General features: G+C 68.8%; 12 protein-coding genes and 1 tRNA gene. 5 read left to right on the top strand and 8 right to left on the bottom strand.

Annotated elements, in window-relative coordinates:
• Nucleotides 1-201 precede the first annotated feature (201 nt).
• The 5 genes from ACWCSV_RS10360 to ACWCSV_RS10340 are packed head-to-tail and all read left to right on the top strand — an operon-like array spanning nt 202 to nt 3,553.
• Nucleotides 202-582, top strand: a complete 381-nt coding sequence (locus ACWCSV_RS10360; RefSeq protein WP_451140459.1) for a hypothetical protein — start codon at nt 202-204, stop codon at nt 580-582.
• On the top strand, nt 579-794 hold the full coding sequence (locus tag ACWCSV_RS10355) for a hypothetical protein (RefSeq protein ID WP_451140457.1): 216 nt from the start codon (nt 579-581) through the stop codon (nt 792-794). The genes ACWCSV_RS10360 and ACWCSV_RS10355 overlap by 4 nt, the downstream gene beginning before the upstream one ends.
• A complete protein-coding gene (repSA, locus tag ACWCSV_RS10350) occupies nt 791-2,224 on the top strand; it encodes a replication initiator protein RepSA (RefSeq protein ID WP_451140455.1) in 1,434 nt (477 codons plus the stop codon). Before ACWCSV_RS10355 ends, repSA begins: the two co-directional genes overlap by 4 nt.
• Nucleotides 2,217-2,396, top strand: a complete 180-nt coding sequence (locus ACWCSV_RS10345) for a helix-turn-helix domain-containing protein (protein ID WP_030120440.1) — start codon at nt 2,217-2,219, stop codon at nt 2,394-2,396. Before repSA ends, ACWCSV_RS10345 begins: the two co-directional genes overlap by 8 nt.
• A complete protein-coding gene (locus ACWCSV_RS10340) occupies nt 2,396-3,553 on the top strand; it encodes a tyrosine-type recombinase/integrase (RefSeq protein WP_451140453.1) in 1,158 nt (385 codons plus the stop codon). The genes ACWCSV_RS10345 and ACWCSV_RS10340 overlap by 1 nt, the downstream gene beginning before the upstream one ends.
• A 55-nt stretch (nt 3,554-3,608) precedes the next feature.
• Here ACWCSV_RS10340 and ACWCSV_RS10335 read toward each other — a convergent pair.
• The 8 genes from ACWCSV_RS10335 to dnaN form a co-directional block, all read right to left on the bottom strand.
• Nucleotides 3,609-3,685 (bottom strand) — tRNA-Ile (locus ACWCSV_RS10335).
• Between the two features lie 71 nt (nt 3,686-3,756).
• Entirely contained in the window at nt 3,757-4,323 is a 567-nt protein-coding gene (locus ACWCSV_RS10330; protein WP_266706619.1) for a DUF3566 domain-containing protein, read from the bottom strand.
• A 93-nt stretch (nt 4,324-4,416) separates the two neighbouring features.
• Nucleotides 4,417-7,041 (bottom strand): DNA gyrase subunit A, encoded by a 2,625-nt coding sequence (gene gyrA, locus ACWCSV_RS10325; protein WP_451140450.1) that lies wholly within the window; start codon nt 7,039-7,041, stop codon nt 4,417-4,419.
• A 46-nt stretch (nt 7,042-7,087) separates the two neighbouring features.
• A complete protein-coding gene (gene gyrB / locus ACWCSV_RS10320) occupies nt 7,088-9,157 on the bottom strand; it encodes a DNA topoisomerase (ATP-hydrolyzing) subunit B (protein ID WP_451140448.1) in 2,070 nt (689 codons plus the stop codon).
• Between the two features lie 463 nt (nt 9,158-9,620).
• Nucleotides 9,621-10,166, bottom strand: coding sequence for a DUF721 domain-containing protein (locus ACWCSV_RS10315; protein WP_451140525.1), 546 nt, complete (start codon nt 10,164-10,166; stop codon nt 9,621-9,623).
• A gap of 71 nt (nt 10,167-10,237) precedes the next feature.
• The gene (recF, locus tag ACWCSV_RS10310) at nt 10,238-11,362 is read right to left on the bottom strand and encodes a DNA replication/repair protein RecF (protein WP_451140446.1); all 1,125 of its coding nucleotides are present in this window, start codon (nt 11,360-11,362) and stop codon (nt 10,238-10,240) included.
• Between the two features lie 38 nt (nt 11,363-11,400).
• The gene (gene gnd, locus ACWCSV_RS10305; RefSeq protein WP_451140444.1) at nt 11,401-12,279 is read right to left on the bottom strand and encodes a phosphogluconate dehydrogenase (NAD(+)-dependent, decarboxylating); all 879 of its coding nucleotides are present in this window, start codon (nt 12,277-12,279) and stop codon (nt 11,401-11,403) included.
• Nucleotides 12,280-12,417: 138 nt separating this feature from the next.
• A complete protein-coding gene (dnaN, locus tag ACWCSV_RS10300) occupies nt 12,418-13,548 on the bottom strand; it encodes a DNA polymerase III subunit beta (RefSeq protein WP_451140523.1) in 1,131 nt (376 codons plus the stop codon).
• Nucleotides 13,549-13,849: the final 301 nt, after the last annotated feature.

Genomic DNA, 13,849 nt, shown 5'->3' with positions numbered 1-13,849 from the left:
ACGTTGACATCTCTATACATCTCTAGTTCTCTAGAGATGTCACTTCGTGTGGTCGTGACAGGCAGAGAGCGGCGCTCCTACCGCCAAGCAGCGCGCCGCTCTCCATCCCCTGAGGGAGCTCTCATCATGCCTGCAACGCTCTTAGCTACGCGTCCCAGTCCGGATACCTCCGCTGAGCGTCTCTTGCCCACGGTCTTGCGGATGACGGGCGCTGAACGGGCGGTCGCGCTGTACGCCTCCGACATGCCCAAGGGTTTTTCCTGGTCGAGGGGCGTCACGCCTCAGGTGCTCGCCTGGGTTGCGCAGGGCGTCGGCCGGCTCGGCTTCGAAGACGTGTACCGCTCCGGCATGGAGTCGCAGTACTACCGGGTTCTGCGTCTGCACGGTCCGGTCCCGGCAGAGACACGGCGCTGGTTCCGGGGCCGTTTCCCCGACCGTGCGCGGCTGGACTGTGTCGAGCAGACCAACGCCATGCTCACTTTCCGCTTGGGCCAGCACGAACCGATGTCCGGGTACGTCGGGGACGACACCTTCCGGGTCTACCGCGCCTACGGCGACGACGTGGACGAGGTGGGCGTGTGACCGCCTTCCCCGATGACGCCCTGCACGCGGCTGAGTGGGCGGACGAGAGGCATACCGAGCAGATCGGCATGTACCTCGACGCTCACGACGTCCGCCCCTACACCCGGTTCTTCACCGTGGTCGATGACGCCCACTACGCCGAGGAAGACGCCAAGGTGCGGGGCCTCTACCCGCCCATCGGGCACGGCTACCCGGCGGAGGACACCCGGTGACCTCCTTCCCCGTCGCCCCGGAGGCCGTTGCCGGTTCTGCGGCCTCCCTGGGCACCGACCCCCTGACCCTCGCCGACCTCTTACGGGTTGCCAACGCCCCCGGCTTCGAGCGGTGGCAGGAACAGGTGCGCCGTACGGGTGGCTGCTCGGACCCGATCCACCTGGAAGGCATGACCACCACCCGCGACACCCGGACCGGGCAGGTGCTCTACTCCTACAGCACCCAAGGCGAACCCGGTGATCGCCTCCGCGTCGCCTGCGGGAACCGGCGGGCCTCCCGGTGCCCCTCGTGCGCCTGGACGTATGCGGGGGACACCTTCCACCTGATCCGCGCCGGGCTCTCCGGCGACATCGCCAAAGGCACCCCGCTCACGGTGCGGACGCACCCGAAGGTGTTCGCCACGCTGACGGCTCCGTCGTTCGGCCCGGTCCACAACCGGCCCACCCGCGGTGTCTGCCGGTGCGGCACCGACCACCCCGAAGACTCCCCGCTCCTGGGCACGGCCCTCAACCCCGCCACCTACGACTACGCGGGGGCGGTGCTGTGGAACAACCACGCCGGGGACCTGTGGCGGCGGTTCACGATCTACCTGCGCCGTGAGGTCGCCGCCCGCGCCGGCCTCTCCCAGAAAACCGCGGCAGAGGTGTGCCGGGTCTCGTTCGGGAAAGTCGCCGAGTTCCAGAAACGCGGCGCCGTCCACTTCCACGCGATCGTCCGCCTCGACGGCCCCGACGGAGCCGACACCACCCCACCCCCGTGGGCCAGCACCGTGCTCCTGGCGGACGCGATCCAGGCGGCTGCGGCCCGCGTGAGCGTCCCCGTCCCGCCCTCCGGCACCCAACCCGCCCGGACCCTCCGTTGGGGGGCTCAGGTGGACGTGAGGCCGATCGGCGCGGACAACGCGAACGACGACCTCACCGAACAGGCGGTCGCCGCGTACGTCGCGAAGTACGCCACCAAAGCGGCCGAGACGACCGGCACCGTGGACCGGCGCATCGGCGAACTCGCCGAACTCGACAAGCTCCCCGACCTCCCCGACCACGCCCGGCGCCTCATCGAAGCCTGCTTCGACCTCGACGCCTCGTACCCGGACCGCAAGCTCTGGCAGTGGGCCCACATGCTCGGCTTCCGCGGCCACTTCTCCACCAAGTCCCGCGCCTACTCCACCACCCTCGGCGCCCTGCGCCAGATCCGCGCCGACTACCGCGCACGCCAAGAACGCCACGCCCGGGGCATGCCCGACCCGGACGACGCCCCGGAGGGCTCCACACTCACCCTCGCCCACTGGGCCTACGCCGGACACGGCCACACCCCCGGCGAATCCTGGCTCGCCGCCACCATCCACCGCGACATCCACACCAACCGCACCACCGCCCGCGAAGCACTCAACGAACTCGAAGCAGACGACATGGGGGGATGGGATGTCTGACGAACTGCTGACGGTGCCTGAGGTCATGGCCCGGCTCAAGGTCGGCCGGACCACGGTCTACGACCTGATCCGTACGCGTCGTCTGCCTTCGCTGACGATCGGCAGCAGCCGTCGTATCCCGGCTGATGGCCTGCGTGCGTTCCTCGCATCCCGCCTTGAGGAGGCAGCCTGATGGCGAAGCGTCGGCCCAATGGTGGGGGCACCATCACCAAGCGGAAGGACGGGCGGTACCAGGGCGCTGCCTACGTCACCAACACGGACGGGCACCGGGTTCGGAAGTTCGTCTACGGCGTGAGCTACGACGAGGCGGCCGAGAAGCTGAGCAAGCTCCAGGAGCAGGAGCGCAACGGCGTCCCGGTGCCCTCGCGGACCTGGTCTCTCGGGGAGTGGCTGGCCTACTGGTTGGAACACATCGTGAAGCCGAACCGGGAGAACAACACCTACGTGAAGTACGAGTCCAAGGTGCGGCTCTACCTCGTCCCGCACCTCGGCAAGAAGCCTCTGGTCCGGCTGACCCCGGCGCAGCTTCGCTCGTTCATGGCCGAGCTGAAGCGCACCGAGGTTCCGCCGGCCGCGCGCTTCGAGGTGCTGCGGGTCCTCCGGAACGCCTTGAACCGCGCCGTACGGGAAGAGCTGCTGACGCGGAACGTTGCCGAGCTGGTGGACATGCCGAAGGTGACCAAGAAGGAGGCCAAGCCGTGGAACGCCCGCGAGGCCATCACCTTCCTGCGGTCGGCTCGGGCGCACCGGCTCTACGCGGCCTGCGTCCTGGTGCTCGTCCTCGGCCTGCGTCGCAGCGAAGTGCTGGGACTTCGCTGGCAGGACATCGATTTCGATCAGCGCCAGTTCACGCCGCTCAAACAGGTCCAGCGGGTCAAGGGCATCGGTCTGGTGCTCAAGGACCTCAAGACAGAGTCCTCGCACGCCGTGCTGCCGCTTCCAGAGTTCTGCGCTCGCGCGCTGGAGGAGCGCCGAGAGCTTCAGGAGCTGGAACGGAAGATCGTGGGCGACGGCTGGAGTCAGAAGCCGGACGAGGATCTGATCTTCTCGTCGGAGCGAGGCGGGCTGATCGACCCGGTGGGCTTCTCCAGGAGCTTCGACGCGCTCGTGAAGCGGTCCGGGGTCCGCCGGATCACGGTGCGGCTCGCCCGGCACACCTGCGGCACCCTGCTGGCGTTCCTGAAGGTGCATCCCAAGGTCGCCCAAGCGATCCTTCGGCACAGCCAGATCAGCATGACCATGGACGTGTACACCCATGTGGTGGGCGACGGGGAGCGGGAAGCCGTGACGATGCTCGCCGAACTTCTGGAAGACCCGTTGATCGGCTGATGTCAGCCGGAGATGTCAAAGGCCCCCCACCGTTTCCGGTGGGGGGCCTTCGTACTGGTGGGGCTAACAGGATTTGAACCTGTGGCCTCATCCTTATCAGGGATGCGCTCTAACCAACTGAGCTATAGCCCCGCCGCGCTGCTGCGCTGACTTCTGAAGATTAGCGCACGTCGGGGCCAGTCCCAAAATCGATAGCCCGCGGGCTACTCGTCCTCGGCCAGCGTGAGCTCCACGCCGCCCACGAAACCCGCCGACAGGTTGTAGATGAAGGCGCCCAGCGTCGCCAGCGCGGTGGCCAGCACCACGTCGATCACCGCGATGACCGACGTGAAGATGAGGACGCGCGGCAGCGAGAGGAACGACTGCAGATCGAAGCCGTTGCTCTCGTTGGAACCCGTCGCCTCACTGATCGTGCCGCCCACGGTGGAGAAGACGCCCATGGCGTCCATCACCATCCACAGGACCGCGGCCGCGACCACGGTGCAGATGCCGAGAGCGATGGAGAGCAGGAAGCTCACCTTCATCACCGACCAGGGGTCGGCCTTCGACACACGCAGCCGTGCCTTACGGGTACGCGGAGTGGTCCGCGCCCCCGTCCGCGGCAGACGTACGCCCTGCCCGCCGGTGGCCTGTCGGCCACCCGCCGGCGATTCGTACGCCTGCGGCGGGTGGTAGGGACCCGCCGTTCCTTGCGCGGGCTCCCGCTCCCCGGGCAGCGGCCCGTTCGCGTAGCCCTCGTACTGGGGCTGCGGGCCCCGAGTGTCCGTCACAGTGCCCCCTTGGGAGTCCGTGGCAGGGCCACGGGCACCGTTCGCTCCGTCTCCAGAAGCGGCCGAATCGGCGCCCGTGGCTCCACTCACGCTCTACTCCTCGTGCTCCCCGGTCGAGGGCTCCGTGCCCTCGACAGTGCCCTCGGTCAGAACCTCGACCGATGCCTCGTCCGAACCGTCCGCCTCGGAGGTCCCATCGACCTCTTCCGCCTCACGGCCGGCCTCGGCGTTGCGCGCGATGCCGACGACGGCATCACGCTTGCCCAGATTGATCAGTTGGACGCCCATGGTGTCACGGCCCGTCTCCCTGACTTCATTGACTCGCGTGCGAATCACACCACCGCCGAGGGTGATGGCGAGGATCTCGTCCGTCTCCTCCACCACCAGGGCCCCCACGAGCGACCCGCGGTCCTCGACGATCTTGGCGGCCTTGATGCCGAGGCCGCCACGACCCTGGACGCGGTACTCGTCGACGGGGGTGCGCTTCGCGTACCCGCCGTCGGTCGCGGTGAAGACGAACGTACCGGGCCTGACCACGTTCATCGAGAGGAGCTCGTCCCCTTCGCGGAAGCTCATCCCCTTCACGCCCGAAGTGGCGCGGCCCATCGGGCGCAGCGCGTCGTCCGTCGCGGTGAACCGGATCGACTGGGCCTTCTTGCTGATCAGCAGCAGGTCGTCCTCGGCCGACACCAGCTCGGCGCCGATCAGCTCGTCGTCGCTGCCGTCCCCGGTCTCCCGCAGGTTGATCGCGATGACACCGCCGGAACGCGGCGAGTCGTAGTCCTTGAGCGCCGTCTTCTTCACCAGGCCGCCCTTGGTGGCCAGGATCAGGTAGGGCGCCGCCTCGTAGTCGCGGATCGCGAGGATCTGGGCGATCCGCTCGTCCGGCTGGAAGGCCAGCAGGTTCGCCACGTGCTGGCCGCGCGCGTCCCGGCCGGCGTCCGGGAGCTCGTACGCCTTCGCGCGGTAGACCCGGCCCTTGTTCGTGAAGAACAGCAGCCAGTGGTGGGTCGTCGACACGAAGAAGTGGTCGACGATGTCGTCTTCCTTGAGCTTCGTGCCGCGCACGCCCTTGCCGCCGCGCTTCTGCGAGCGGTAGTCGTCCGTCTTCGTGCGCTTCACATAGCCGCCACGCGAGATCGTGACGACGATGTCCTCCTCCTGGATCAGGTCCTCGATGGACATGTCCCCGTCGAAGGGCACCAGCTTGGAACGCCGGTCGTCGCCGAACTTCTCGACGATCGCCGCCAGTTCCTCACTGACGATCTGCCGCTGCCGCTCGGGCGAGGCCAGAATCGCGTTGTACTCGTTGATCTTCGCCTGGAGCTCGTCGTGCTCGGCGGTGATCTTCTGGTGCTCCAGCGCGGCCAGCCGGCGCAGCTGCATCTCCAGGATCGCGTTCGCCTGGATCTCGTCGATCTCCAGGAGGCCCATCAGGCCCTCCCGCGCGATCTCCACGGTCTGACTGCGCCGGATGAGGGCGATGACCTCGTCGATGGCGTCCAGGGCCTTCAGGAGGCCACGCAGGATGTGCGCCCGCTCCTCCGCCTTGCGCAGCCGGAAGCGGGTGCGCCGGACGATGACCTCGATCTGGTGCGTCACCCAGTGGCGGATGAACGCGTCGATCGAGAGGGTGCGCGGCACGCCGTCGACGAGCGCCAGCATGTTGGCGCCGAAGTTCGTCTGGAGGTCGGTGTGCTTGTACAGGTTGTTCAGCACGACCTTGGCGACCGCGTCGCGCTTGAGCACGACGACCAGGCGCTGACCGGTCCGCGACGAGGTCTCGTCGCGGACGTCCGCGATCCCGCCGATCTTGCCGTCCTTGACCAGGTCGGCGATCTTCTGCGCGAGGTTGTCCGGGTTGGTCTGGTACGGAAGCTCCGTGACGACCAGGCACTGCCGGTTCTGGATCTCCTCGACCGCGACGACCGCGCGCATCGTGATGGAGCCGCGACCGGTGCGGTACGCCTCCTCGATGCCCTTGCGGCCCACGACCAGGGCGCCGGTCGGGAAGTCCGGGCCCTTGATGCGCTCGATCAGCGCGTCCAGGAGCTCCTCGTGCGAGGCCTCCGGGTGCTCCAGGTACCACTGGGCGCCCGCCGCGACCTCGCGGAGGTTGTGCGGCGGGATGTTGGTGGCCATGCCGACGGCGATGCCGGCGGAGCCGTTGACGAGCAGGTTCGGGAAGCGCGCCGGCAGGACCGTCGGCTCCTGGTTCCGTCCGTCGTAGTTGTCCTGGAAGTCGACGGTCTCCTCGTCGATGTCCCGGACCATCTCCATGGACAGCGGCATCATCTTGCACTCGGTGTACCGCATGGCGGCGGCCGGGTCGTTGCCCGGGGAACCGAAGTTGCCGTTGGAGTCCACCAGTGGCATGCGCATCGACCAGTGCTGCGCGAGGCGCACCAGGGCGTCGTAGATCGAGGAGTCGCCGTGCGGGTGGTACGTACCCATGACGTCACCGACGACGCGGGCGCACTTGTAGAAGCCCTTCTCGGGGCGGTACCCGCCGTCGTACATCGCGTACAGCACCCGGCGGTGGACGGGCTTGAGGCCGTCCCGTACGTCGGGGAGCGCACGCGAGACGATGACGGACATCGCGTAGTCGAGGTAGGAGCGCTGCATCTCCGTCTCGAGCCCCACGGGCTCGACACGCATGCCCACACCGGCCACGACGGGCTGTTCTTCCGGTGTCACAGGGGTGTTCTCGTCGGCCATTGCTGGTCAAAGTCCTTTCGAGCGGCGGCTTGCTTGTACGGCCGACTCAGATGTCGAGGAAGCGGACGTCCTTGGCATTGCGCTGGATGAACGAGCGCCGTGCCTCGACGTCCTCACCCATCAGCACCGAGAAGAGGTCGTCGGCCTGCGCCGCGTCGTCGAGGGTGACCTGGCCGAGCACCCGGTGGTCGATGTCCATCGTGGTGACGCGCAGCTCCTCGGCGTTCATCTCGCCGAGACCCTTGAAGCGCTGGATCGAGTCTTCCTTGATCCGCTTGCCGTTCTGCTTGCCGAGCGCCACCAGGGCGTCCCGCTCGCGGTCCGAGTACGCGTACTCGAAGTCGTCCCGGCCCCACTTGATCTTGTAGAGCGGCGGGCGCGAGAGGTAGACGTGACCGGCCTCGACCAGCGGGCGCATGAAGCGGAAGAGGAACGTCAGCAGCAGGGTGTTGATGTGCTGGCCGTCGACGTCGGCGTCCGCCATCAAAATGATCTTGTGATAGCGGAGCTTCTCGATGTCGAAGTCCTCGTGGACCCCGGTGCCGAACGCCGAGATCAGCGCCTGGACCTCGGTGTTCTGGAGGATCTTGTCGATCCGGGCCTTCTCGACGTTCAGGATCTTGCCCCGGATCGGCAGGATCGCCTGGTACATCGGGTTACGGCCCGACTTCGCCGAACCACCGGCGGAGTCACCCTCGACGATGAAGATCTCGCACTTGGTGGGATCGTTCGACTGGCAGTCGGAGAGCTTGCCCGGCAGCGACGCCGACTCCAGCAGACCCTTGCGGCGGGTCAGGTCACGCGCCTTGCGGGCCGCCACACGGGCGGTCGAGGCGGCGATGCCCTTGCGGATGATGTCGGCGGCTTCGTTCGGGTTCCGGTCGAACCAGTCGGTGAGCTGCTCGTGGACGACCTTCTGCACGAAGGTCTTCGCCTCCGTGTTGCCCAGCTTGGTCTTCGTCTGGCCCTCGAACTGCGGCTCGCCCAGCTTCACCGAGATGATCGCGGTGAGACCCTCGCGGACGTCCTCACCGGTGAGGTTGTCGTCCTTCTCGCGGAGCAGCTTCTTGTCGCGCGCGTACCGGTTGACCAGCGAGGTCAGCGCGGCGCGGAAGCCCTCTTCGTGGGTACCGCCCTCGTGCGTGTGGATCGTGTTCGCGAAGGAGTACACGCCCTCGGTGTACTGCGTGTTCCACTGCATCGCGATCTCGGCCGAGAGGAGTCGCTCCTTGTCCTCGGCCTCGATGTCGATCACCGACTGGTGGATCAGGTCGCCCTTGCGCGAGTTCAGGTACTTCACGAAGTCGACGATGCCGCCCTCGTAGTGGTACGTGACCGTGCGCGCCGGCGGCTCCTCCGCGGTCGCGGTGGCCTCGGCCTCGTCGGCACCCACGGTCGCCTTCGCCGACTCGCGCTCGTCGGTGAGCTTGAGCGTGAGGCCCTTGTTGAGGAACGCCATCTCCTGGAAGCGGCGCGCGAGGGTCTCGAAGGAGTACTCGGTGGTGTCGAAGATGTCACCGTCGGCCCAGAAGCTGACCGAGGTACCGGTCTCCTCGGTGGCCTCGTGCTTCGCCAGGGGCGCCGTCGGCACACCCAGCTTGTAGTCCTGCGTCCAGCGGTGGCCGTCGGTCTTCACCTCGACGGCGACACGGGTGGAGAGGGCGTTGACGACGGAGACGCCGACGCCGTGCAGACCGCCGGAGACGGCGTAACCGCCGCCGCCGAACTTGCCGCCCGCGTGCAGGACCGTCAGGACGACCTCGACGGCGGGCTTGCCCTCGGACGGCACGATGCCCACCGGGATGCCGCGGCCGTTGTCGACGACCCGGACGCCGCCGTCGGCGAGGATCGTGACGTCGATCGTGTCGGCGTGCCCGGCGAGAGCCTCGTCGACGGAGTTGTCGACGACTTCCTGCACCAGGTGGTGGAGTCCACGCTCACCGGTCGAACCGATGTACATGCCAGGTCGCTTGCGGACCGCGTCCAGTCCTTCGAGGACGGTGATCGCGCTGGCGTCGTACGAGGCGGTGACCTCGCCGTGTTCGCCGGCTGTGGACGGGTTGTTCTCGTTGGGGTTGCCGGAATCGGCCACGAAGCGCCCTTTCTGGCACAGCACAGGCCGTTCTCCGGCAGGCGGGAGCGGCTGCGTCGTTCGGCTGGTAATCGACGACACCCGCTCAGTAGCGGGATTGTTCATCAGTCTACCGCTAGCGCCGACCCGAATGGGGGTTTGGCGGTACCTGAGTCCGCATGTGCCGCCCTCAACCAGCGGCTGACGACTCCCCATATTCAGGACGGGGCTCTGAGAGGCTCACACGGGCATTGAGCGCTTCTGCCTGTCAACCCTCCGCTACGGTGAGGGACACCCGCTCGGCCCCCGGAGGTTTCAACCCCCGCACAACGGCACAAGCCGGAAGCCCCCGAGGTCACCGGGGCCGCGCGGACGGTACGGCCCCCGGGCAGCGCGAAAGGCCCGCCGACGGTGCGACGGGTGTGGCCGATTCTGGATGGCGGGCCGAGAAAGCGCAGCTCACAGGGGGCGGCGGCGGGGGTTCGTCCCGCTGGTTGACTGCGGCCGGTCAGCCGTACGTGTCGCCGGGACCGGTCGAACCGGGCGCGCGCAGCCGCCCGTACGAGCGCTGCGGGCCGCCGGGCCCCAGCACCTTGATCATGCGGACCGTGCCCTGCCCGAGATCGGCGTTGAGCCGTGCCACCAGCTGGGGCGCGAGCAGCCGCAGCTGCGTCGCCCAGGCGGTCGAACTGCACTGGACGGTCAGCACCCGGGCCTCGGGGGCCTCGTCGTACTTGAGGGGCACGCAGTGTTTGGCCAGATCCTCGCCCACGATCTGCGGCCAGCGGCCCATCACCCCGCCCACCGCGGCGGGCGTCTCCCAGCCGCGTTCCGTGATCAGCCGGTTGATCGCCGAACCGAGCGCCAGCGGGTCCCTGCCGTCCGACCGCGCCCCGGAGCGCAGACCGCCACCGCGCCTGGCCTGTTTACGCTGCTGGGCGGCGGCGCCCCGCGCCGCGGCCTGCTCCTTCGCGGCCCGCAGCGCCACCCGGGCCAGGTCCACCCCGGACGGCTCGGGCGCCTTGCCGGCCGACGGCTCCTTGGCCCCGGACACCTGGCCACCGGCCGGACGCTCCTCTGCCGCGGCGCCCTCGGAAGCACCCGGCGCGCGGTCCCCGGAGGCGCTCACAGCCGGGTCACCTCGCCGGCCGCGACCGCGTACCGGGTGCCCGTGAGCACTCCTGGCACATCGTCGTCGACCGCGGCCGTCACCAGCACCTGCTCGGCCGGGGCCACCAGCTCCGCGAGGCGCTCGCGGCGCCGCGCGTCCAGCTCGGCGAAGACGTCGTCGAGGACCAGCACCGGCTCGTTGCCCTCGGCCCGCAGCAGCTCGTACGAGGCCAGCCGCAGCGCCAGCGCGTACGACCAGGACTCCCCGTGGCTCGCGTACCCCTTCGCCGGCATCCCGCGCAGGCCCAGCAGCAGATCGTCCCGGTGCGGGCCGACGAGAGTCACCCCCCGCTCGATCTCCTGCTTCCGTACGCCAGCGAGCGCGGCCAGCAGCTGTTCGTACAGCTCCTCACGGGTCCGCCCCGGGTTCTCGCCCACCGACCCGCGGTACTCCAGGCCCACCGGACCGCCGCCCGGGGCGACGTCGCCGTACGCCTTGTCGGTGAGCGGCTGGAGCACGGCGACCAGATCCAGCCGGTGCGCGAGCAGCTCGGCACCGACCTGGGCCAGGTGCTGGTCCCAGATGTCGAGCGTGGACATGTCCGTGGAACGGCCACCGTGGCGGCGGGCCATCGCGGCGGACTTCAGCAGGGTGTTCCGCTGCTTCAGCACCCGGTCGTAGTCGGAGCGGACCCCTGCCATCCGGGGGGAGCGGGCGGTGACCAGCTCGTCCAGGAAGCGGCGGCGCTCACCCGGGTCTCCCTTGACCAGGGCCAGATCCTCGGGGGCGAACAGCACGGTCCGCAGGATGCCCACCACGTCCCGCGGCCTGACCTGCGAGGACCGGTTGATCCGGGCACGGTTGGCGCGTCCGGGGTTGAGCTCCAGCTCGATCAGCTGGGAGCGCTCGCCCTGGGTCACCGCGGCCCGGACGACGGCCCGCTCGGCGCCCATGCGCACCAGGGGGGCGTCCGAGGAGACCCGGTGGCTGCCGAGGGTGGCGAGATAGCCGACCGCCTCGACGAGGTTGGTCTTGCCCTGTCCGTTGGCCCCCACGAACACGGTGACGCCCGGGTCGAGAGGTACCTCGACCCGGGCGTACGAGCGGAAGTCGGCCAGCGAGAGATGCGTGACGTGCATGGTCGCGGGCCTTCCGTCCGTCCTGCTGTGCGTGCGTACTACTTCTTGTTCTCCACCGCGTGGCCACCGAACTGGTTGCGCAGCGCGGCGATCATCTTCATCTGCGGCGAGTCGTCCTGGCGCGAGGCGAAGCGCGCGAAGAGCGACGCGGTGATCGCGGGCAGCGGCACCGAGTTGTCGATCGCGGCCTCGACCGTCCAGCGGCCCTCGCCCGAGTCGGCGGCGTAGCCGCGCAGGCCGTCGAGGTGCTCGTCGTCGTCCAGGGCGTTGACCGCGAGGTCGAGCAGCCAGGAACGGATGACGGTGCCTTCCTGCCAGGAGCGGAAGACCTCGCGCACGTCGGTGACGGAGTCGACCTTCTCCAGGAGCTCCCAGCCCTCGGCGTAGGCCTGCATCATGGCGTACTCGATGCCGTTGTGGACCATCTTCGCGAAGTGGCCGGCGCCGACCTTGCCCGCGTGGACGGAGCCGAACTCGCCCTCCGGCTTCAGCGCGTCGAAGACGGGCTTCACCTTCTCGACGTCCTCGGGCTTGCCGCCGTACATCAGGGCGTAGCCGTTCTCCAGGCCCCAGACACCGCCGGAGACGCCGCAGTCGACGAAGCCGATGCCCTTGATACCCAGCTCGACGGCGTGCTTCTCGTCGTCGGTCCAGCGGCTGTTTCCACCGTCGACGACGATGTCGCCGGGCTGGAGCAGCTCCGCCAGCTCGTCGATGGTGGACTGCGTCGCGGCGCCGGCCGGGACCATGACCCAGACGACACGCGGGCCCTTCAGCTTGCCCACAAGCTCTTCGAGGCTGTGGACATCGGCGACGTCCGGGTTCCGGTCGTAACCGATGACGGTGTGGCCTGCGCGGCGGATGCGCTCGCGCATGTTGCCGCCCATCTTGCCGAGGCCGACGAGACCGAGCTCCATCAGAGATTCCTTAAGCGTTGTGCCGATACGTTCCCATGTCCGAGCCTACGCCCGGCACCGGAACACGGAGCGGCGGGCAAGCTCAGCGCCGAGCCTGCCCGCCGGATCCCTTGTCGTGGGTACGGGTACCGATCAGCGTCAGCCGGAGAGGCGGACCGGCATGATCAGGTACTTGTACGCGTCGTCCGCCTCGGCGTCGACGGCCGGACGGCCGCTGAGCAGGGCGGGCTTCGTGGACGTGGTGAACGAGAGCTGGGCGACCGGGGAGTCGATGGCGCTCAGCCCGTCCAGCAGGAAGGTCGGGTTGAAGGCGATCGAGATGTCGTCGCCCTCCAGCACCGCGTCGACGCGCTCCACAGCCTGTGCGTCGTCGGAGGAACCGGCCTCCAGGATGAGCACGCCCTGCTCGAAGCTGAGCCGCACCGGGGTGTTCCGCTCGGCGACGAGGGCCACACGCTTGACGGCCTCGACGAACGGAGCGGTCTCGATCACGGCGACGGAGTTGAACTCGGTCGGGAAGAGCGTGCGGTACTTCGGCAGGTCGCCTTCGAGCAGACGGGTGGTCGTACGGCGGCCGGCGCCCTCGAAACCGATCAGGCCCTCGCCCGCACCGGCGCCGGAGAGCGCCAGGGTGACCGTGTCGCCGCTGGTGAGCGCCTTGGCGGTGTCCAGGAGCGTCTTGGCAGGCACGAGGGCCACGGCGGACGCGTCCGGGTTCTCCGGCTTCCACTGGAACTCGCGGACGGCGAAGCGGTAGCGGTCGGTCGAGGCCAGCGTGACGGTCTCGCCCTCGATCTCGATACGCACACCGGTGAGCACCGGGAGGGTGTCGTCGCGGCCGGCGGCGATGGCTACCTGGGCGGCGGCGGAGGCGAAGACCTCGCCGGGCACCGTGCCGGTCGCGGTCGGCATCTGCGGCAGCGCCGGGTACTCCTCCACAGGCAGTGTGTGGAGGGTGAAGCGCGAGGAGCCGCAGACCACGGTGGCACGCACACCGTCGGTGGAGATCTCCACCGGGCGGTTGGGCAGCGCGCGGCAGATGTCGGCGAGCAGGCGGCCGGAGACCAGGACCGTGCCGTCCTCCTCGATCTCCGCGTCGACGGAGACCTTCGCCGAGACCTCGTAGTCGAAGCTGGAGAAGCTGAGGGCACCGTCCTCGGCCTTCAGCAGAAGGCCCGCGAGGACGGGCGCCGGCGGACGGGCCGGGAGGCTGCGGGCCACCCAGGCCACCGCCTCCGCGAGTACATCGCGCTCCACCCGGATCTTCACCGGAACCGCCTCCTGCTGTTGCTCGCTCGCCCTGCTGGCCTTCGTCGTCGATCGGGGTCCGCCGGCCGGGGGGCCGGTGAGGACGCCGGGGTCCAGTCTGACGTACGGCACCGACACTCGTCGCTGCTCGGGGTCAAGTCGCCCGAGGCGGTCCGAGAGCTCAGCGGGCCAAGTTGTGCACAGCCCCCACTTCGAAGCTGATTCCTGGCTAACTCTGGGAGGTAGTAGTAGTAGGCCCTGTGGAAACGGTGGATAACGTCGTTTGCGCAGGTCAGAGCCGATTTTTTGTCCACCGCACCTG

The sequence above is a fragment of the Streptomyces sp. NPDC001770 genome, assembly GCF_053596135.1.
Note: the sequence above shows the minus strand (reverse complement) of the source record. Positions and strands in the feature narration are given on the sequence as shown.